Source organism: Anabaenopsis arnoldii (assembly GCF_028331025.1).
Lineage (GTDB): Bacteria > Cyanobacteriota > Cyanobacteriia > Cyanobacteriales > Nostocaceae > Anabaenopsis > Anabaenopsis arnoldii.
Map to the genome: position 1 here is coordinate 1 of NZ_JAQMUH010000132.1, position 21254 is coordinate 21254.

Below are 21254 nucleotides of genomic sequence, written 5' to 3' on the forward strand. Positions count from 1 at the left end.
ATCCGAAAAGGCTTACCGTATAAGGGAAATAATGTTGGTTATTGAAGAAAATGCCTGAATATTCCTTCTTAATCTCTGTTCGGTGTGTTCCCTGTTCCCTGTTCCCTCGAACCAGTTGTTAAATTAGCATAACAAGTACGATAGAGCCATTTTTTTGACCAATTTAACCGTTAATGCAGAAGGAAGTTATGGCAGTATTATATACATTCATTCGTCCGATCTCATAGGACTTTAGTAATATTTTTCCTGTTTTAACGGCCCAGCCAAGTTTTAACTAAGTCCAGAAGACTAGAACCACCCCAAATTAGAGCGATCAAAATTGAAATAGTCAAAATTGCGCCGAAAAGACACATGATTAAACCACCTAAGGTAATTGCTCCGTCATCTTCGAGCAAACCAAAGCTAGTGACAAAAACTCCCATCGCTGGGAGAGTATTGGTTCCCGGAACCGGAATCATCATGGAAATTGCCATCAAGGCGATCGCACTACCAATAGTGATTTTACCTGGTAGAGTGGTACAAATATAAGTCAAACGCGGACGGGAGATGGATTCAATCCTTTGGAGCCAAGGATTTCCTGCTTGTAAAAATTTCTGGACTGTTGTTAGTTTTATGGGGTAATTCATCATTTTGGGGGGTAACCAGGGGATTTTCGCCCCTATAATTAGCTGTACAGCCAGCAAAAAAATCAGGATACCGAAAGGAATGGAGTAACCAGGCGCAGGAACGGGTAAAGCCGAAGGAAGGGACAGAATCACCAGTAAAAACCCAAAAACTCGCTCTTTGGCTAGGAGCAGAATTTCTGCCAAGGTCACTTCAGGGGATTGGTGATCATCAAAAAAGTAGCGTTGTAACTCTTGGGATAGTCTAGCCATAGATGAGCAAATCTGAGTGAATTTGAATCAAATAAATCAAATAGATGGAGGTACTTTCGGCAAAAACAGTGAGAATCTCTCAATGTTGTTTGTGATTGTTGTAACTAGTAACAGCCAGCCTGAGATTACCTTGGTGTTGTGCGAGTAAGCGATCGCCAGCCTCCTTTTCCAAACCAGTCCAGTGCATGAGTAACGCTAGCTTAACCCACTTCCCACTACGTTCGAGTAAAAAACCGGCAGCTTCGCGACTTAAACCTGTTAAGTCTTGTAACATTCGTAGAGCGCGATCGCGTAACTTGTGGTTAGTTACTGCCACATCCACCATGCGATTACCATAAACTTTACCCAGCTTCACCATCACCCCAGTAGATAGGATATTTAAGGCTAACTTTGTCGCGGTACCAGCCTTTAAACGAGTTGAACCAGCCAGGATTTCCGGACCAGTTAATAAGCGAATATCAACATCAGCATCAATGCGCACCTGTTCTGTAGGTACACAAGCCATGAAAATGGTGCGAGAACCACGTTGACGGGCTGCATTGAGCGCTCCATGAACAAAAGGAGTAGTTCCCCCCGCAGTAATACCCACTACTACATCTAGTTGAGTCACCTGTCGTTGAGCAATAGCCGCCTCACCATCTTCGCTACGGTCTTCTAAATCTTCAGAACTGCGCACCAATGCACCAGCACCACCGGCAATAATACCCTGTACCAATTCTGGGGGGGTACAAAAAGTAGGTGGACATTCAGCAGCATCTAACACACCTAACCTGCCACTAGTTCCTGCCCCCACATAAAATAAACGTCCTCCCTGACTCAAACGTTCTGCGGTTAAATCAATAGCTTGAGCTAATTGAACTTGAGCAGCCGCCACTGCCGCCAGGGCCTTTTCATCTTCCCGATTAAACAAATCCACCAACTCAATAGAATTAAGCTGGTCTAAGTTAAGACTATGAGGATTTACCTGCTCAGTTAATAGATAGCTGCGTTCCTGTAAATTTGACATGGCCGACATCTTGTATAAATTGTATTAAAGCCTTTTTCAGTCTCATGAAGTACACACCAATTCCCTGTTCCCTCAAACTAAAAAAAATTGTACCTCACGAGCATGGGAAATGCTATATTGAAACCTTTCTTCCCCCATTCCCCAATTAACTCACAATAATCCTTCTAATTGACGACGGATTTTTTCTAGTTCAGAATCAGACATTTCTGGTGCTGCTGGTGGGACTTGCTGAGAACGGTAGTCCTCACTAGCATCCGACAGTTGCCAGTCAGTATGATCCAAGTTAATTTCTGGGGGTATGATTAAATCACTGTTAGCCGGAATAATTTCCCATTCATAACCAGCACTTTCACAAAAATCCTTAATTTCCTCAGCATCGAGCATTTCCACCGTCGGGGTAGGGAAATCCTGAGCTTCCAGTAATAAAGCAAAGCGCAGAGCATCATCTTCTGACTCAAACATCAAAATTTTATTGCGTACACCTCGGGAATGGGACGCGGAAGCATCAGCCACCCGAATTGAGTGAATGCCTTCATTTTCGGTGTTAACATTGAAAATTAATACAAAAACACGCATGGGCGTAATCATCTATCTTGTGTTTAGGAATCTACCTAATATTATTAAAGGTTTCAGCGGTGCATCTGAAAAACAGACAGCTATAAGATTAAATTTATTCAGATTGTTGATATGGGGGGGTGCCAATCCCATTCCCCAAATCAAAAATAGGTTTTGTATCCTGGAAGAGGCGATGGCTAACACCACGCCCCCAATGATAAGAATTTATTTCATTAGTCACCGGGTACATCCAGCCAATGGCTAAGGCCATGCTCCCCTATCAGCAAAACCATAATGAGTAAATCTCCCCATCAAAATGATCATTCCCATTCATCCCCTCACAAGAAACGCCACAAGACTCACCCCAGGCGTTTGTGGTTGGGCGCTTGGAGTCGCGGTAGCATTGTCCTGAGCGGACTGTTGCTAGTGCCAATGACCTTGTTAGCAGGGGGTGGTATATGGCGGTTGCAGCATTTCCTCCACAAAGAATTAACACCCCTAGCCGCAACCAGCATCACCAACACACTCAACCGTCCAGTCAACTTGGGAGAAGTTACAGGTTTTTCCTTGACAGGGTTACAATTTGGTGCATCTAGCATCCCTCCTACACCCACAGACCCAGACCAAGCTGTAGTGGATGCTGTGGAAGTGGGTTTTAACCCGTGGCAATTAATTTTTCAGCGTCAACTTCAGCTAGATGTCACCCTAGTTAACCCCAATATTTACATTGAACAAGATGATCAAGGGCGCTGGATTACTACTAAAATTTCGCCGCCTCGTCAAGCAGGTTTGATTAAAACTGATTTAGACAAACTCCGGTTTCGCAATGGCCAGTTGGTATTGAAACCCCAACCGGCAGATGATCAAGTCCAAGATCAGACTGAGAAATTTTCTATTACTCCTGTAGGATTTTCACAAATTAATGGCACTGCCCAACTCTTAGAAAAAAACCAACTGATTAAGTTTCAACTTAGGGGTGAAGCGGATAGTGGGGGGAGTGTTGCTATTCAAGGAGAGGTGATTCCCCAAACATTAGCATCTAAATTACAACTGCGCTCGCAAGATTTATCCGCAGATCAAATTACCGACCTGATCAAATTACCTTTTGACTTACAAACAGGTAAAGTTAATGGCAACTTGCAGATTCAACTCACCCCAGACCAGCCCCAGCGTGGCATCCCAGGGAAGCTAGTCTTAGACGGCTCCGCCCACTTGCAAGGGGTAACAATGCAAATTGCCAAGACACCGCAACCTTTTCTAAATACCCAAGGACTCATCCGCTTCCAAGGGAGGCAGATAAAACTAGATAATGTTGCTGGTAACTACAGCAAAATTCCTCTAGTAGCTACAGGAATCATTGACCTGGATACAGGCTTTAAATTAACAGGGCGTGTCAATACTGTCAGTGTGTCCCATGCTCAAGAAAGTCTCAACATCAAAGTGCCAGTAGATGTAAGGGGACAGTTACAAGCTGACTTGCAACTAGTTGGCCCCATAACTAAACCAGTCCTCTCAGGGTCAGTATCTACTGCCAAAACCGCCCTTGATAAAATAGATTTTAATTATATTACTACTAAATTTGAATTTATTCCACATAATAATTTATTTAGCTTGAGAAATATTCAGGCAGAACCCGCAGTTGGTGGAAAAATAAAGGGATTTGGCGAAATTACATTAGGAGCAACACCCCAATTAGATTTTAATTTTGCAGCTGAGAATATTTCCGGGGATGCGATTGCGCTTCGCGCTGCACCGGAGGTAATGGCACAACTTTATGAAACAATACTACCCTCTAAGAAAACATTATTTCTTGGTACTGTTTCCGCCACAGCCCAATTGAGTGGTGCTGCTGATAATGTGCAAACTCTAGTGAAATGGCGAGCCAATGAAGCCACCTATCCTGCGAGCGGTGAAACCATTCTCGCCCCAGATGGTACTGTCGCCTTTCGCAATGTACTCTTAAATGTGGCTGGTGGTATGGTGCGAGGTTCTGGTAATTTTGCCAATGGGGTTTGGCGAGGGGATATGCAAGCGGCCAGTGTCGGCTTGAAACCTTTTGTAGATCAAAATCAACTGCAAAATATCTCTTTGACCGGCGCAGCGTTTAATGGTCGTGTGATCCTCGAAGGCAGGGTAGAACCATTTCAAATTGCCACCATTCGCACCGAGGATGCCAGAATTAACATTGCTGGAGGCACAATTGCAGTTTCCGATGTCCAGTTGCAAAACCAAGAGTTTTCCGCTCAACTAGTTGCTAATGGTGTGAGACTAGCGGACATCTTCAAAGAATCTCCCCCGTCCTTGGATGGCTCCTTGGCGGGTAAGTTTCAAATAGTAGGTAACACAGAGAACTTTGCACTCAATAGTTTAAGTGGCACTGGTGAGGGACGGCTGAGTCTCCCCGGTGCCACTATAACAGCTTCTAAGATTCAATTAGCTAACGGTTTATATCAAGCAAAACTGCAAACTACTAATCTGCCTTTGCAACAGTTGCTAGCAGTACCATCTAAATTCCAGGGAGGGTTAACTGGTCAATTAAATGTAGCCGGGTCTGTTTATTCCTTTGGACTAGCAACTATTCAGGCACAGGGTGAAGGACAGTTAAATGTTGCAGGGGGTAAGATTAGGGCTGCTAATATCCAAGTAGCTAACGGTGGCTATCAGGTGCAATTTGATGCGGCAGGGGTGGAATTAAATCGGTTCAATCACCAGTTCCGCGGTGATTTGGCTGGTAAGTTCGAGGTGTCAGGTATCTTGGGGTCTACAACTTTAGCTGATGTGCGCGGGTCGGGACAAGTGGAATTGTCTCGCGGTATCCCTGCTATTGAAAGACCTTTGAGTGCCGCAGTAACTTGGAATGGTGAAAAGCTGGCTATTCAAGAAGCTACTGCTACTGGGTTAAATATCAGTGGTGATATATTTACTAATGCTCAAATCCCTGGTATACCGAAAATTACTGACTTAAATCTCCAAGTCCAGGCGCATAATTATAACCTAGAACATTTACCCATGAGTCTGCCTAATCAATTGGCTGTGGCGGGAAATCTGGATTTTAAAGGACAAATCACTGGGAATTTACCTTTACCTAATGTGACAGGAAAGGTGGGTTTACGAGATTTGGTTGTACAAAATGTCGCTTTTGAACCTTTGTTAACTGGAAATATTCAGTCAGCTAGGGGTGGCGGTTTGAGTTTAGATTTGACGGGAAATAGAGATAGGATTGCCTTAAGCTTAGATGCTCAAAATCGCCCCCAACGGTTTTTAGTTAAGCGGGAACAGTCCTTAGCTACAGGTGAAGCACAAGGAGATGATTTGGCTGTTAAGGTGGCTAACTTTCCTTTAGACATTTTAAATTTGAGACCATCGCCAAATCTGCGCCTAGGTCCTGGTACGGTGAGGGGGGTGTTGACTGGGGATTTACTTCTGAATCAACAGACTTTGACAGCTAGAGGGAATTTAGCAGTGGTATCTCCACAAGTTGGCTGGATTAAGGGCGATCGACTAGGGTTGGAATTCCGCTATGGTGATGGTGAAGCTACAGTGATCAGCAGCGAACTGGTCAAAGGCCAGAGTCGTTATGCTATGCAGGGCAATTTTGCTCAAACTCCCCAAGGTCCCCAACTCCAAGGTAAGTTGAATGTCACCCAGGGTGATATTCAAGATGTGCTCACGGTAGCGAAAATATTGGAATTACCAGATTTACAAGGGGGTGCTGTTATCCCCTCTACCTATGGTACGGCTAGAGATTTGACAACTCAACACAGGGGATTAAGTCAAACGACTCCTTTATTAAACCAACTGGAACACTTTGATAAAATCGATTCCGAGTTGACAGCACAAGCTGAAGAACGCCTCAAATCTAGTCCTATACCAGATTTGGCTGATTTAAAAGGAATTTTTGAGGGGGAGATGGCTTTAGATACTACCAACCCCGGGGGTTTATCAGTAGAATTTAATTTGAAGGGTGAAAATTTTACCTGGGGTAAAAAAGCAACCAGTCGTTTTTATAGTTTTGACAACATCATTGCCCAAGGTAATTTCCAAAATGGTATTTTGCAATTAAGACCATTACGAATTTCTGTAGACAATAGCCTTTTGTCTTTTACAGGTAATATTGGAGGTGATGATCAATCAGGTCAATTACGGGTGAGGAATTTTCCGGTACAGTTAGTAAATAATTTCCTCAAGCTCCCAATAATTGGTGTTTCAGGTAATCTCAATGGTAGTGCTGCGTTAGCCGGGAGCATTGCTAATCCTCAAACCAAAGGGGATTTGGAAGTTACAGAAGGAACATTAAATGGGGTTTCGGTGGAGTCAGCTAGAGCCAGTTTCAGTTATGCTGATGGACGCTTCAACTTTGGCAGCACTGTTTCTATTGTGGAAAGCCAGCCAATTAATATTACTGCCAGTATCCCCTATCAGTTACCTTTTGCCTCAGTCTTACCAGATAACAATCAAATTAGTCTGGATGTTCAGGTGAGAAATGAGGGATTAGCAATATTAAACCTGTTGACTAATCAGGCGGTGTTTGAAGGGGGCGAGGGAGACGTAGATATTGCAGTGCGCGGTACTCTTGAAAAGCCAATAGTAAATGGTATTGCTTCTGTAAAGAATGCTACTTTTGCCTCTGATTTACTACCGGAAAAAGTCAAAGGTGTTACCGGAAAAGTACTGTTTGATTTTGACCGCATTTTAGTAGAAAACCTCGAAGGTCAGTTCAGCCGAGGTAAAGTCGTAGCATCCGGAGAAATTCCCATTTTCAACAATGCACAACCGAATTTGGAGAATCCCCTGACTGTTAATATTGGTGAGTTAGTTTTGAATCTGGATGGCTTGTACCAAGGAGGTGCTAGTGGCAATTTACAGATTACTGGTTCGGCTCTCAACCCGGAAATTGGCGGTCAAGTGAATCTATTCAACGGTGAGGTTTTATTAGCTGCTGCTAACCCACCAGATGCTAAAAATAGTAAAGCTGCAAAAGCTTCTACCCGGAAATGGTCATCCTCTCTCCAAGAACCTACTCTCAGTCCAGGGGTTATATTTAATAATTTAGCTCTGGAACTCGGTAAAAATGTCGCAATTATTAATCCACCTCTTCTGAGCTTTACGGCTTCAGGTGACTTAACGGTGAACGGTTCCTTTACTAAACCAATACCCGATGGGACTATTAGGTTAGAAGAAGGTCAGGTGAATTTGTTTACTACACAGTTTAACCTGGCTCGTGGTTACCAACATACAGCCACCTTTAGAGGTAGTCAACCCCTTGACCCAGAATTAGATGTGAGGTTAGTCACTAAGGTACTAGACCTAGTTCAGAGTAGTGATTTCACACGCCCTAATGGTTTGGGGTTAGCAGCTTTAGAGAGTGTTCAAGTTGAGGCCAATGTCCAAGGTTTTGCCAGTCAATTAAATGAAGTCCTGGAACTGACAAGCAGCCCATCGCGATCGCAAACTGAAATTGTCGCTTTGTTGGGGGGTGGGTCGATCAGTGGTCAGGGAGGTAGAGATACTACTTTAGGCCTGATTAATATTGCCGGATCTGCGGTATTTAGCAATTTGCAGTCAGCTTTTAACGAGCTTGGTAGTGCTTTTGGCTTAACTGAACTGCGTATATTTCCGACTATTCTTTCTCAGAATCCCGAAGCCGGAAGAAACAATTCTACCTTGGAATTGGCAGCAGAGGCTGGTATTGACATTTCTCCTAAGGTTTCTGTTTCCAATATTAAAATTTTGACCGCCAAAGATCCTTCACAGTGGGGTATAAACTATCGAATTAGTAACCAATTTCGTCTACGTGCTTCCACTAATTTAGAGGATGACAGTCGTGCTGTAGTGGAGTTTCAAACGCGATTTTGAACTGACTCCAAGGGGAAAAAAAGAAAAAATTGTGAAAAATTTAGTGTTAATTTATACGATTTGTCCTGGGGATAGTTGTTATACTCATATTTAGGTTCTACCTGGGAATTATTGAAGTGGCTCTGCCACTTCATTTTTATAGAAATTTGCCTATACTAATCATTAGATTTGCTATCGCGCCACGTTGCAGGGGGTTCTCTGATTTCACTGTGCGATCGCGCTAATTGCCAAGTCTTTAACATCAGGGGTTTTTGTTGTTCCAGATGGTTAACAAATTGTATAATTGAATGGTCTGCTTTGATGGGAGTTTTCAAATCAAAATTAATGGTTTGAAAAATTTTTAGATAATCTTTAATCCAATATCTAGCTGCAATTTTAGTCAGCCACAGCAAGACGCGATTATATAACCAACCGGAAATATCCCCACGTTTCTGACTAATCAGTATAACTTTACCTTCAGATTTGCTCCCTTCCAAGAGGCGTAGAGCCACCATAATGTGAACTTGGAATAAATTCGTCCGCACAGTCACAATGTTAGTGCTACCATACCAATAGCAGATATTCTGGACAATATTTTTACACAAAGGACGAATCAGCCGGAATAAAATTGAACTTTTAGCGATAGATATTGTATTGCTGAAGATAATAGCATTTTGATTAATTTCTTGGTTGTCAAAATTAATTTTTGATGCTAGTTTGTGAACTGTATTAAAATGTTGGGCATCAATAGGATTAATCATCACCGCGTTAGGGTGAGAGTTAACCAAGAAATCATTACCAAAAGCCACATCACATTCCTTGTTTTCTAACTCTGGAACAAAGGGTAAAGGTTGTTTGGGTATGTCTCCAGTCCAAACCCAAATCATGCCATATTTCTCAGCGGTTGGCCAAGTTTTTAACCTGACGGCAATAGGCTGATCTAAACAGGGAATATTAACACAGAATCCTTGTTCATCAAACTGCCAATGATGGAAAAAACAGCGCAGTTCATTACCCTCAACCTTCCCTTGAGCCAGGTGAGCGCCCATGTGGGGACAGTAAGCATCAACGATTACTGCTCTTTTATCTTTACCACGGTAAATCGCCAATTCTCTACCCAAAACTTTGACAGGCTTTACCTCTTTGACCCGCAGTTTTTTTGATGGTATCACCCAGTACCATCCCTCAACAAAACGTTCAGGATGATTAAAAATTCTCGGTTTATGGGTTGAAATCAGGTTCTGCTTAACATTCATGTTCTAGTTTCGCTTGAAGTGAAGCGGTTAATCTAGAAATAACATGAGAATTTGGGAAAAACGGTTAATTTCAGTACCGAGAAACATAGTTGTACCAGTAAATTAATCAAGATAAGTCTTCTGTTGATATCACATTGAAGCGAGGGAATAAAATTGTTATTTTTTTGTTAATTAAATATAAAATAATTACTAGATAGATACCCGAATCTTGTACCTAGTCCTGAAGGATGTTATAGTTAGCAGGAGAATGGGTAAACTCTACCGTGTTACATCAGGATAAAAAACTGTTTTTAATTGGTCAGGTAACAAGTCTGAGTGGAATTGCCATCAGAACAATTCGCTATTACGAAAGTTTAGGCTTAATCAAATCATCAGGACGCACAGAGGGAGGTTTTCGCCAATTTTCCCTAGATGTGCTCAACCGGTTAGCTTTCATTAAAAGAGCCCAAAGTTTAGGTCTAAGTCTGGAAGAAATTGGCGATATTCTAGCTGTTTATGACCAAGGAGAACCCCCCTGTGGCGAAATTCAAGAAAAGTTAGTAGAAAAACTGTCCCGGATTGATAGCCAAATTGCTCAGTTATTGACTTTACGTGGACAAATTGGGGACTTATTGGCTGGATGGCACCATAAACCAGATCAGCAAGAGGATAAAATTTGCCCAATTATCCAATAACAGTATGGGAAGTAGATGTACAGGTTAATCTTCACCCAAAAATTCTTGATCTTCTAGGTAACGAATAGCCAAGCCATCAACCACCTTCACTACTCCTTTAGTATAGGTGGCTGCGTTGTGTGCTGCTCTCCACGCTCCCCAATTGGGAACAAAGCCGGTGAGGGTAACTCTACCATTTTCCACTACGACATTGACATCTTCAGCTTCAACAAAGGTGTTGCGTTCTAAAGCATTCTCAATAGTTCTGGCAATTTCTTCATCTTCTGGTCTCTTAGTGGGGACAACAGCTAGTTCATTGATAATATCAATTACTCCGGTAATGGCGTATGCTATGTCTTGCGCCTGAAATTTTTTCCAATAAGCGTCTACTGTCCCCCGCAAAGTTAGTAACCCACCGATAACGCTCACATCAATTTTGTTAGCATCAATATCTGGATCCCAACTAAGAGCGTTGGCTACATTGGATGCGATTTCTTCATCTATGGGAACAGGAATTGTACTAGGATACTGCACTTGTAAATGATTAATTACCTCCGATATTCCCGGTATTTCTTTTGTATCTTGTTCTGCTATGCTTTTGGCTCGATAACTAGGTACTGTTCCCCGTAGGGTGACTTTGGTATGATCAACAGTTACACCTACATCTGCCGCATTTACACGGTCGTCCCAATGCAGTTTTTCTACAACTTTAGCTTGGAGTTCTTCATCTATGGCTATAGTCATAATTACACCCGTTTAATTGCTGTGTTCTCAGTGCAGCCGCCTTAACTGACTCTAATATTAATTAGATTTGCTTTTCCTCTCTCCTGGGAGATGTATTGAAAATTTTGATTTATATACTTAGGTAAGATACCGAATTTATGGGGAAGTGAAACAATATTCAGCCCGCGTGGGCGAGCTGAATGTGTACTTAGTAAGATACAACTAGTGTTTCATCGGTGACTTTGGTATATTGGGTGACGATTTCTCGGAAGAATTGACCCTCAATAGTTTCCTGGTCTAACAATAAATCAACTAAATATTCCAAAACTTCGCGGTGATCTTGTAATAGTTGTTTTGCTTGTAGGTAGGAACTGTTGACAATTTCCCGGACTTGAGAATCAATTTTGGCGGCAATTTTTTCAGAATACTCTGATTTACTCATCCAGTCGCGCCCCAAGAAGACTTCACTGCTTTGATTTTCTAAGGACAATAATCCTAAATCAGACATCCCAAACCGTGTTACCATTTGTCTGGCCATTGTTGTAACTTGTTGCAAATCATTACTTGCACCTGTTGTTACTTCTGGCTGACCGAAAACAATTTCTTCGGCGGCGCGACCCCCCAATGTGGCGATAATTTTGGCTTTGATTTGAGAGCGGGAAATTAACCCCTGTTCTTCGTTGGGTGTAAACCAAGTTAGTCCTAGTGCTTGACCCCGGGGAATGAGTGTCACTTTCTGAACTGGGTCATGGTCTTTGAGTAGTGTGCCGATTAGGGCGTGTCCCACTTCATGGTAGGCTATGAGGCGCTTGTTTTTGCTATCGACTAAGGCCGTACCTTCCATACCTGCTACGACTCTATCTATGGCATTATCTATTTCTAGAATGGTAATTGCTTCTTTGCGTCTTCTAGCAGTGAGAATGGCTGCTTCATTGAGTAAGTTGGCTAAATCTGCACCCGTAAAACCAGGAGTTCGCCGCGCGATCGCATCTAAGGATACACTAGAGTCAATCTTTTTATTGCGTGAGTGGACTTGCAAAATTTCCGCACGTCCTTTGAGGTCTGGAGCGTCAACCATCACTTGTCGGTCAAAGCGTCCGGGTCTGAGCAATGCTGCATCTAAGACATCAGGGCGGTTAGTCGCAGCAATAATAATAATACCTGTGTTACCTTCAAAACCATCCATTTCGGTGAGCAGTTGGTTGAGAGTTTGTTCCCTCTCGTCGTTACCGCCACCGATACCAGTCCCCCGCTGTCGTCCCACTGCATCGATTTCATCGATAAATATTAAGCAGGGGGCGTTTTCCTTAGCTTTTTTAAATAAGTCCCGGACGCGGGACGCACCTACCCCCACAAACATCTCTACAAATTCTGACCCGGAAATACTAAAGAAAGGTACACTAGCTTCCCCGGCGATCGCTTTTGCTAGCAAAGTTTTACCAGTACCCGGAGGGCCGACTAATAAAACTCCTTTGGGAATGCGCGCACCTACAGCAGTAAATCTTTCTGGTTGCTTGAGGAAGGTCACCACTTCTGCTAGTTCTTCCTTGGCCTCTTCCACCCCAGCCACATCATCAAACTTGACACCAGTTTTTGCTTCCATTTGAAAGCGAGCGCGAGACTTGCCAAAATTCATGGCTTGATTAGAAGCATTGGCGGAGCGTCGGAGGAATAATAACATTAAAGCCACCAGTGGTAAAATCCACATGAGGTTAATTAACAGTCCCACAGCTAACCTGCTGTTAGCAGAGGAAACCTGACCAAAATCTACGTCTTGTTCTATGAGTGTGTTAATTAACTCAGTGTTTTTTGCTAACAGCCTGACTCTTATTGGTGGTGCATCAGGAGCTTGTCCCTTGAGATAAACCTTGGCTATCTGTTCGGTTTCGTCCAGCTCTACTTTTTTTACTTCCCCTTGTTTAGACTTATTAATTAACTGACCATAAGTCAGGGAGTCGCCCTCGGCTTTTTGCCCCCAGGCGGGAGTACCCATAAAAATACCTGGTAACATCAGTAAACTGGCGACTAAGGCAGCTGTACGCTGTTTTCTCAATGACTTTTTCCCGACATTTTCCATAATAATTACCCTTTGTCTAGTGGCATTAGCTGCGCCCTGAATTTATGCCTATGTTTTCGGCAAAAATTACTCTAACCAGAAATTATTATTTTATTATCTAGTCTAACTTCTAGACTAAGCTTAACCCACTAACTCTAGTTTCTTTGCCCGGGTATGGAATATTTGCCCATAATTCCCCGCCTAGCAGCCCAGACAGATGGGTATTAATTCCTCAGATATACTCCTATGGTAGTTCAGTCCGATTCTGTGGCATTTGACGAGAGAAATATAAATATGTATTATATAAAATAAACATAATCGTAATGACTCCGCCTTTACTATATGGTGGTGTTATATTAATATCTTGACTTTATGGGTGAATTATGGTAAGTATAGTTGGTATTGGTGGTAGTTTAAGACCTGATTCCTACACCCAGAAAGCTTTACAAGTAGCAGCACAACGGGTAGAAGCCTTGGGCGCTGAGGTGGAAGTTTTAGATTTGCGCCAGTTAAATTTACCATTTTGTCATGGGGGAAAAGATTATTCCCAATATCCCGACGTGCAAAGGTTACGTGATACTGTAACTGGGGCTGATGGCTTGATTTTAGCCACACCGGAATATCATGGCGGTCTGAGTGGTGTTTTAAAAAATACTCTGGATTTGATGAGTTTTGATGAACTCTCTGGTAAAGTGACCGGGATGATTAGCGTCTTGGGAGGTCAGGCTAATAGCAATGCACTTAATGACCTACGCTTGATTATCCGAGGGGTACATGGCTGGGTGATACCAGAACAAATTGCTATTGGCAAAGCCTGGGGTGCTTTTAGTCCCGAAGGTAAGCTATTAGATGAAAAGCTCTCGGAAAGATTTGACCAATTTGCTCAGAGTTTAGTTGATAATACTCGTAAGTTACGAGGAGTTGATTAGATATCGTCAACACCGAGAGGCTCAGATCCCCGATTTCTTTGATAAGTCGGGGGTTTTTATATTATTTGGGTTCGTGATTTTCACTGAATTTAAGCAAATATCTAGAAAATTAGCTATTTAATAGCATTTAAATTTAAATAAACTTTTTACTAAATAAATTAAATGAACTTGGTTTAATTCGTACTTTTGGTAAAAATTATCAGTTTAAAATTGGTAATAAAACAAATTTACCAGCAGAAATTATAGTTGCTGCTTGTTTGGAGTATGCGAGTCGGGTAAATTACGGCGGCAATACCATTAATATTTCTAGTTTACTTTATAATGAAGGTACTCCAGGTATGGCTTTTAAACTGACAAAAAACGTGAGGATTAAAAGATTATGATGTTAACCCAGCTATTATTAATTTAGCTAAGAATCAATTTGATATAAAAAAGCCTTTGTATTGCTTTAACGCTGAAGACCAGCAAGATTGTAACGCCATTATTTTACATCCAGATTGGGTAGAATATTTAGAAGAAAATTACACAATAGTTAGGGGTTGGGTATCTTGGGAATGGTTAAATTATATGCAGCAACAAAACCCTAGTATTCCCAATGTGGTTAATAAATTATTTATGCCACAACAAAGAGATTCTTTAGCAAATCAAACTAAATATTGGAAAACTATTTTAGATCATCAGGATATTAAATGTATTTATTCTCAACTTCAATTAAATAAGGATGAAATCTCATTAGATCATTATTTGCCTTGGTCATTTGTTGCTCATGATCAACTATGGAATTTAATTCCAACTACAAAATCTGTTAATTCTTCTAAATCTAATAATATACCATCTGAAAAATATTTTTCTAATTTTGTTAAGTTGCAATATTTAGGCTTAGATATTTATCATCAAAAAGTTTCTCAGAGTAAATGGTTAAATGATGTTGAATCTTTTGTTGCAGAATTGAAAGTTAATCAAGCCAATGATTTATTAAATTTAGAAATTCTAACTAATGCTTACGAAAAAACTATCCAACCATTAAGTTCTTTAGCAACTATTCAGGGTTTTAGTGCTAATTGGGTTTACGCTGAGAAATAATGAACCAACATTAGTAATTTGGTTGGCATATAGTGAAGAACTTTGTGAACAAGCGGTTACAGAATTTCAAAAAGCATGGGACTGTATAGGCGATCGCACCATCTCAACTTACCGCTTCTGGGGTAGCCATGATTTAGATTTAGAACAGGCTGAAGATGATTTAATAGTAGCAGGATTAGCCAAAGTATACAACAACGCCGCTCAAAAGAGTATTGGCTTTATTTCAAAAAAAACTCTGCGTACCTCCGCGTTACCTTTGCGTACCTTTGCGTTTAAAATACTCAAAAAATGACTACACAAGAAAAGATAATTTACCTTGATTATCATGCAACTACTCCCGTTGATTTGAGAGTAGCCGAAAAAGTCATGTATTATATGACTAATGCCTTTGGTAATGCTAATAGTGTAGATCATATATATGGAGATGAAGCAGCACAAGTTGTTAAACAAGCCCGTGAACAAATAGCCGAATTAATCAATGCTGCACCCAAAGAAATTATTTTTACTTCTGGTGCAACAGAAAGCATTAATTTAGCCATTCAAGGTTATGTTTCCCAACAGCATCACCCATGCAAAATCATTGTTTCCCCAGTTGAACACAAAGCCGTTTTAGATACTTGTGCTGCATTAGCGAAAAAAAAGTTAGTTGAAATAGTTTGGTTAAAAGTCAATCAACAAGCTCAAATTGATTTAGAACATCTGGAAAAAGTCTGCGCTGATGGTGCTTCACTAATCTGTGTGATGGCTGCTAATAATGAAGTGGGTACAATTTATCCTATCTCAGAAATTGGGGCGATCGCATCTTCCTACAATATTCCTTTTCTCTGTGATGCTTCCCAAGCAGTGGGTAAAATTCCCATCAACTTTCAAGACTGGGGTATTACCTATCTAGCGATTTCTGGACACAAACTTTATGCGCCCAAAGGAGTTGGTGCATTAGTCGTCAAAAAAGGTCATCACCTGCAACCTATTATATATGGTGGTGGACATCAACAGGGAATCAGATCAGGTACGCTCAACGTCCCCGGAATCGTTGGTTTAGGTGAAGCTTGTCACTGGAGACGCTTGGAGATGGAAAAAGATTTATTGCGATCGCACTTTTGCGAAACCAACTCCAAAACTTGCTACAATCACAAATACCTGATTTAGTAATTAACGGAGACTTAAACCACCGTTTATCAGGTAACTTACATATTTCTATCCCGAATATTCCTAATAGTGCGATTATTGCGAGAGTTAGCCATCAATTAGCCATTTCTACAGGTGCGGCTTGTTCATCGGGTGTTGTTGCACCATCTCACGTTTTACAAGCGATGAATTTTGCTCAAAATCTGATTGAAGGAGCGTTAAGAATTGGTATTGGTAAATTTACCACCAAAGCCGAAATAGAAAAAACATCCTCTCTGATTATCAACGCAGTCAATAAAATTCAGCAACTTCTTTAAACTCTCTCTCAAAAATCAGTTCAGTATCTTCAAGCAGCATCTCAATTACTTCACGTAAATTTTGCTGTCATTCATCCAAAGTTTCACCTTGAGAATGCGCCCCAGGAAATCCATGTACATAACCGACATAAAGATTTTTCTGTGAATCTCTCTAAATTATTGCCGTGAAAGTCTTCATGTAATTTTAACTCCAAACCTCAGTTAAATCCAACACAAATCCAGGTAAAACATCTTCCCCTGATAAACTAACAGGATGATCTAAAACTTCCACATTTCTACCACGACGATAAATTTCCACTCGTTGATTTTTGCGGTCAATCAACCAACCCAAACCAGCACCATTTTCTATATATTCTCTCATCTTAGCTTGCAACTTTTCTAGAGAGTCAGTTTTAGAACGTAATTCCAGCACAAAATCAGGACAAATTGGCGCAAAAGTTTCTTGCTGTTCTAAAGTCAGAGCATCCCATCTTTGTTTATCTACCCAAGCTGCATCAGGAGAGCGATTAGCACCATTGGGAAGACGAAAACCTGTGGAAGAATCAAAAACTTTACCCAGTTTATTTTGACGGTTCCACAGCCAAAGCTGCCCTTCTATATCTAGGTTTTTGTTGCCAGTATCACTGCCGGTAGGTGGCATAATAATTAACTCCCCCGTAGCAGTTCTTTCTAATTGTAAATCTCGGTTAGCGAGTGCCAAATCAACGAATTGCTCATAAGAAACTTGAAGTGTGAGTGTATTTGGGATATTGACAGCAATGGACGGGGTTAAGTTAGGTTGTGTCATCATTCCATCCTGAAACTGTTGCTTACGAAGACGGTTGCATTCAAATTTTCTAGTTACCTTCAGAATAACAACGAAACTTGAGCTATGGGTTCAGGTATCTGGAAAACCTCTCTTCCGCAAGGAACTACGGTGTACACACAAATGATTGAATTACTCCATTTATGTAGGGTGTGTTGTCGCGTAGCGCAACGTACTGGACTGACAAGCTTAAAAAAGTTCATTAGAATTAGGTTGGGTTAAGCGCAGCGCAACCCAACCTACTTCTAATGATGTTGGGTTTCCCAAAACCTCAACCCAACCTACAATTTTTTACTTGTGTGTATATCGTAGCTTGCACAGGAGGGGGGATTAAGTTTCCCAGTCTAATGATGATGATGATGATGGTGACTTCCCGCCAACTGGGGATTAACCGCCATAGCTTCCTGATTCATTAACTCAGCAATATGATCATTCGCCCATTCCGCCGCCATTGCCAAAAACTCTGGATTATCGTTAACACAAGCCATCTGCACATAACTCACATTAGCATACTTTTTCGCCAATGCGTGAATAATGTGATGTACATCTAAGAGAGTCTCATGGTTTTCTGTCGCAAAACCAATAGGCATAAAGATAACTGCTTTTGCGCCCAATTGAATCAAATTACTAGCAGCTTGCTCCGCATTAGGTAAAGTCCATTCAATTAAAGGCGTATCGTGGTTTAGCCAACCCACGGAAATCAAAGGATAACGGTTAATTAACTTATCCCGCACTAAATCATATAGGGCTTGACTTTCAGTAATTCCAGAAGTGAACCCTTTAGCCTTGTGGGGACAGCCATGATTCATTAACACTATACCAATTTGAGAAGGTAAATAAGCTGTACCCAAGTCAGAGGAAATCTTTTCCTCAACCAGTTTAGCCATCAAATCAATATAGTCCGCTTCATTATAAAATGAGGGGATGTAGCGCAGTCCTTTCACCCAGTGTTCTTCTGACTGAGCAACAGTGGACAAAGCATTGTTAACCTGCTCAACTGCAATACCACTAGTAAAGATGGAATCAACAACTAATAAAGGGTAAATGAGGACTTTCTCAAAACCTTGATTGTGAATTTCTGCTAAAACTTGGTGAGGTAAGAAGGGGGCGCAAAAGTTAAAAGCCTTGAAAACTTGGATACTATCCCCCCACTTAGCCTGCAAATTCTTTTCAATTCCAGCCCGTTGCTGTTCAAAAATGGCATTGTGTGGGGAAATAAAATCATGGTGGGTGTGTCCCCACTCGTGGCGGTCAAATAAGGCCAATAGCTTTGCTAAGGGCGGATAAATCCAGGTTGGTACTGGTGCAAATTTTGCAGTTAGTAGATTTAAGGCTTGTTCGTTATAGTTAGCAAAATCTTCATAGCTTTCTACCTCACCGTAGCCCATAAGTAAGACGGCTACCCGGTCTTTTCTTGGTAATTCCTCGTGAGTGTGTTGCTGTTTTTCTGGTGTGGCCACCATAATCAGTTCCTCAATATAAATCTATATAAACTCGGTTTGAGAGCCATTCACTTAGGGAATAACTCTATTGATCCGCTAATTAGTAGTTTATTATCCCATCCAGGGGGATAGGTTGATCATGGAGTTAACAATAATATATCAAAAGGCATATAAGGGTTATTACTATTTACTGAGTAGTAAAAATAGTTGTTTGATCAAGCTGGATTCCACATGAGAATTTAGTTGAGAGGACTGTTTTCAGATATCATCAAGGTAACATCAACTTACTTAGTAAATTCATGTGGGGAGTTGTCTAGTTGCTGTTACTTAGTCAAGAGTGTGATAAAGTACAAAAATCTATGAGAAATCATGGACAGCCAATTATGACTGAAGAGAAATGAGTATAATTATTTGCCCTGGAATCCATGAGCCGGGATTGACAGAAAACTTTATATCAGAATGCTTGTTTTCAGCCCCTGATAGCTGCAAACCACAAAACAGCGGTAAAATCCTGGTTTTTCCCGGTGATGGGTTATTAGTTTTATCATCAGTTCACATTCTGCAATTTTTAGGCGATCGCTTACGGAATGATTTAAAATCACCAGTAACATTCATTAGCTTTAGTGCCGGTGTGGTGGGAGCCATAGGGGCGGCCTGTTCCTGGCAATTGTTAGGTGGTAATATTAAGGCCTTTATTGCTATAGATGGCTGGGGAGTCCCACTATGGGGTAACTTTCCGATACATCGCATGAGTCATGATTATTTTACCCATTGGAGTTCTTCATTATCGGGTGGTAGACATGATAACTTTTACGCAGATCCAGCAGTAAACCATTTATCGATGTGGCGCGCGCCTCAAACAGTAAAAGGTTGGTGGATACATTCATCTGTAAAAGCCTCTCAACCCCCAGTTACCCTGACTGCAGCGGAATTTTTACAGTTACTAATCAAACGCTATGAACAATAGAATCAATCAACATGAGTGAAAACTAAACAACTCAAAATTGAAAATTCCCAAATAATAAATATCAACACCAGGAAATGAGGAGAAGCAAAGAAAATATAGCTTATTCCCCCATCTCAGTTCCAGTAGTAAATTCCCAGTATTTATAATGTTTCCCACTGAACCAGCTGCTGTCAATAACGGATTTAGCGCCCTGCTAAAAAATCGTGGTTTTATGCTCCTGTGGATTGGGCAGCTGTTCTCCCAGTTAGGAGATAAAATATTTTTTGTGTTAATGGTGGCGCTGCTGGAGAATTACCAACCGCCGACCGGGTTAGCCCAAAACTCCATGTACTCAATTTTGATGCTAGCCTTTACATTACCGGCGATTTTGTTCGGTTCTGCGGGTGGTATCTTTGTTGACCGCTTCTCTAAAAAGCTGGTTTTAACCGTCTCTAATTATATTCAAACTGTATTAATGCTATTCATTGCATTTTTACCAAGAGACTTTTTCATGTTATTGTTGCTGACTTTTGGTGTTTCCACCTTAGCCCAATTTTTCACTCCCGCTCAACAAGCTGCTATCCCGGTTTTAGTGCGAAGAGAGAATTTTATGGCGGCCAATGCGGTGTACAGCACCACCATGATGGGATCTTTAATTGTGGGTTTTGCTATTGGAGAGCCAATATTAACTTTAGCCAAAGATTGGTTAGGAGCCAGGTATGGTCAAGAAATTGTCGTCGGTGTACTATACCTATTATCAGGATTAGCCGTACAGCTGATTAACTTCGGAGCCGAAAGCAGATTATCGGGTAATGAAAGCACCAGTGTAATTAATCCTTGGGCTGACTTCAAAGCAGGTTTAGGCTATCTCACAAAAAATCCTTTAATATTAAACGCCATGCTGCAACTCACAACTTTATATTGTGTCTTTGCCGCATTAATGGTATTAACCATTAGATTAGCCGCCGACTTTGGTTTAAAGGATAAACAATTTGGCTTTTTCTTAGCTGCTGCGGGTGTAGGTATGGTATTTGGTGCAGCAATTTTAGGTCATTGGGGCGATAAATTGCATCACAAACCCTTACCCCTAATGGGATTTTTAATGATGTCCCTGGTTTTAGGGGTGTTCACTTTCACCCATAATCTCATTCTCGCTCTAGGACTAAGTGCCTTTTTGGGTGTAGGTGCTGCATTAATTGGCGTACCGATGCAAACTTTAATTCAACAGCGCACACCACCCCCCATGCACGGAAAAGTATTTGGCTTTCAAAATCATATCGTTAATATTGCCTTATCTGCACCCCTGGCAATTACTGGCCCTTTAACAGATATGCTCGGCTTAAGAATTGTTTTGGTGGCAATGAGTATTATAGTTGCAGGTGTTGGTATTTGGGCATGGAAAAACACCCGCGGAGTGCTACAAGATGTAATTTAACGTGAGTTTGAGGGATAAGAAAGCGCAAAAAGCTGGCTATATATGAATTTGCTTAACTTTTATCTGCCTAAAAAACCTGCCATTCATATCTACCCAAAAGATTTACCTGCTGTACCTCATACCATTTTTTAGTTCCATCGAACTCACGTCACGTTAATTGAACCCACCCAAAAAATTACCCACCGTCAACGGTCAAGGGTCAACAAATAG

18 protein-coding genes are annotated in these 21254 nt (G+C 41.3%); 10 read left to right on the plus strand and 8 right to left on the minus strand.

What is annotated here, in order from left to right:
• Nucleotides 1-251 precede the first annotated feature (251 nt).
• The 3 genes from PN457_RS11730 to PN457_RS11740 all read right to left on the minus strand — a co-directional run bounded on the left by PN457_RS11730 (nt 252) and on the right by PN457_RS11740 (nt 2469).
• On the minus strand, nt 252-875 hold the full coding sequence (locus PN457_RS11730; protein WP_271733506.1) for an exopolysaccharide biosynthesis protein: 624 nt from the start codon (nt 873-875) through the stop codon (nt 252-254).
• A gap of 79 nt (nt 876-954) precedes the next feature.
• On the minus strand, nt 955-1881 hold the full coding sequence (gene murQ / locus PN457_RS11735; protein ID WP_271733507.1) for an N-acetylmuramic acid 6-phosphate etherase: 927 nt from the start codon (nt 1879-1881) through the stop codon (nt 955-957).
• Nucleotides 1882-2031: 150 nt separating this feature from the next.
• Nucleotides 2032-2469 carry a DUF3110 domain-containing protein gene (locus tag PN457_RS11740; RefSeq protein WP_271733508.1) on the minus strand — a complete coding sequence of 146 codons (438 nt, stop codon included), beginning with the start codon at nt 2467-2469 and terminating at the stop codon, nt 2032-2034.
• A 261-nt stretch (nt 2470-2730) separates the two neighbouring features.
• Here PN457_RS11740 and PN457_RS11745 point away from each other — a divergent pair, with 261 nt between their 5' ends.
• Nucleotides 2731-8292, plus strand: coding sequence for a translocation/assembly module TamB domain-containing protein (locus PN457_RS11745; protein WP_271733510.1), 5562 nt, complete (start codon nt 2731-2733; stop codon nt 8290-8292).
• 155 nt (nt 8293-8447) lie between these two features.
• On the opposite strand, the gene PN457_RS11750 is transcribed toward PN457_RS11745, so the two are convergent.
• Nucleotides 8448-9527 carry an aromatic ring-hydroxylating dioxygenase subunit alpha gene (locus PN457_RS11750; protein ID WP_271733512.1) on the minus strand — a complete coding sequence of 360 codons (1080 nt, stop codon included), beginning with the start codon at nt 9525-9527 and terminating at the stop codon, nt 8448-8450.
• 263 nt (nt 9528-9790) lie between these two features.
• On the opposite strand from PN457_RS11750, the gene PN457_RS11755 reads away from it, so the two are divergent.
• Nucleotides 9791-10201, plus strand: coding sequence for a heavy metal-responsive transcriptional regulator (locus PN457_RS11755; RefSeq protein ID WP_271733513.1), 411 nt, complete (start codon nt 9791-9793; stop codon nt 10199-10201).
• 24 nt (nt 10202-10225) lie between these two features.
• Here the strand turns inward: PN457_RS11755 and PN457_RS11760 are convergent, their stop codons facing one another.
• Both PN457_RS11760 and ftsH read right to left on the minus strand, forming a co-directional pair.
• Complete coding sequence (locus tag PN457_RS11760) at nt 10226-10924, minus strand: BON domain-containing protein (protein ID WP_271733515.1); 699 nt, start codon at nt 10922-10924, stop codon at nt 10226-10228.
• A 187-nt stretch (nt 10925-11111) separates the two neighbouring features.
• Nucleotides 11112-12980: an ATP-dependent zinc metalloprotease FtsH gene (gene ftsH / locus PN457_RS11765; RefSeq protein WP_271733516.1), complete on the minus strand. Its 1869-nt coding sequence runs from the start codon at nt 12978-12980 to the stop codon at nt 11112-11114.
• A gap of 362 nt (nt 12981-13342) precedes the next feature.
• On the opposite strand from ftsH, the gene PN457_RS11770 reads away from it, so the two are divergent.
• The 6 genes from PN457_RS11770 to PN457_RS11795 all read left to right on the plus strand — a co-directional run bounded on the left by PN457_RS11770 (nt 13343) and on the right by PN457_RS11795 (nt 16416).
• On the plus strand, nt 13343-13888 hold the full coding sequence (locus PN457_RS11770) for an NADPH-dependent FMN reductase (RefSeq protein WP_271733517.1): 546 nt from the start codon (nt 13343-13345) through the stop codon (nt 13886-13888).
• A 209-nt stretch (nt 13889-14097) separates the two neighbouring features.
• On the plus strand, nt 14098-14271 hold the full coding sequence (locus PN457_RS11775; protein ID WP_271733527.1) for a DUF4007 family protein: 174 nt from the start codon (nt 14098-14100) through the stop codon (nt 14269-14271).
• 55 nt (nt 14272-14326) lie between these two features.
• On the plus strand, nt 14327-14971 hold the full coding sequence (locus tag PN457_RS11780; RefSeq protein ID WP_271733518.1) for an HNH endonuclease domain-containing protein: 645 nt from the start codon (nt 14327-14329) through the stop codon (nt 14969-14971).
• 22 nt (nt 14972-14993) lie between these two features.
• Nucleotides 14994-15263, plus strand: a complete 270-nt coding sequence (locus PN457_RS11785) for a hypothetical protein (RefSeq protein WP_271733519.1) — start codon at nt 14994-14996, stop codon at nt 15261-15263.
• Nucleotides 15260-16120 carry a cysteine desulfurase family protein gene (locus tag PN457_RS11790; RefSeq protein WP_271733520.1) on the plus strand — a complete coding sequence of 287 codons (861 nt, stop codon included), beginning with the start codon at nt 15260-15262 and terminating at the stop codon, nt 16118-16120. The genes PN457_RS11785 and PN457_RS11790 overlap by 4 nt, the downstream gene beginning before the upstream one ends.
• On the plus strand, nt 16093-16416 hold the full coding sequence (locus PN457_RS11795; protein WP_271733521.1) for a hypothetical protein: 324 nt from the start codon (nt 16093-16095) through the stop codon (nt 16414-16416). The genes PN457_RS11790 and PN457_RS11795 overlap by 28 nt, the downstream gene beginning before the upstream one ends.
• Nucleotides 16417-16600: 184 nt before the next feature.
• Here the strand turns inward: PN457_RS11795 and PN457_RS11800 are convergent, their stop codons facing one another.
• Nucleotides 16601-17203 carry a Uma2 family endonuclease gene (locus tag PN457_RS11800; RefSeq protein WP_271733522.1) on the minus strand — a complete coding sequence of 201 codons (603 nt, stop codon included), beginning with the start codon at nt 17201-17203 and terminating at the stop codon, nt 16601-16603.
• A gap of 362 nt (nt 17204-17565) precedes the next feature.
• Nucleotides 17566-18684, minus strand: a complete 1119-nt coding sequence (locus PN457_RS11805) for a ferrochelatase (RefSeq protein WP_271733523.1) — start codon at nt 18682-18684, stop codon at nt 17566-17568.
• Between the two features lie 376 nt (nt 18685-19060).
• On the opposite strand from PN457_RS11805, the gene PN457_RS11810 reads away from it, so the two are divergent.
• Nucleotides 19061-19630 carry a hypothetical protein gene (locus PN457_RS11810; RefSeq protein WP_271733524.1) on the plus strand — a complete coding sequence of 190 codons (570 nt, stop codon included), beginning with the start codon at nt 19061-19063 and terminating at the stop codon, nt 19628-19630.
• A gap of 145 nt (nt 19631-19775) precedes the next feature.
• Nucleotides 19776-21044 carry an MFS transporter gene (locus tag PN457_RS11815; RefSeq protein WP_271733525.1) on the plus strand — a complete coding sequence of 423 codons (1269 nt, stop codon included), beginning with the start codon at nt 19776-19778 and terminating at the stop codon, nt 21042-21044.
• Nucleotides 21045-21254 lie beyond the last annotated feature (210 nt).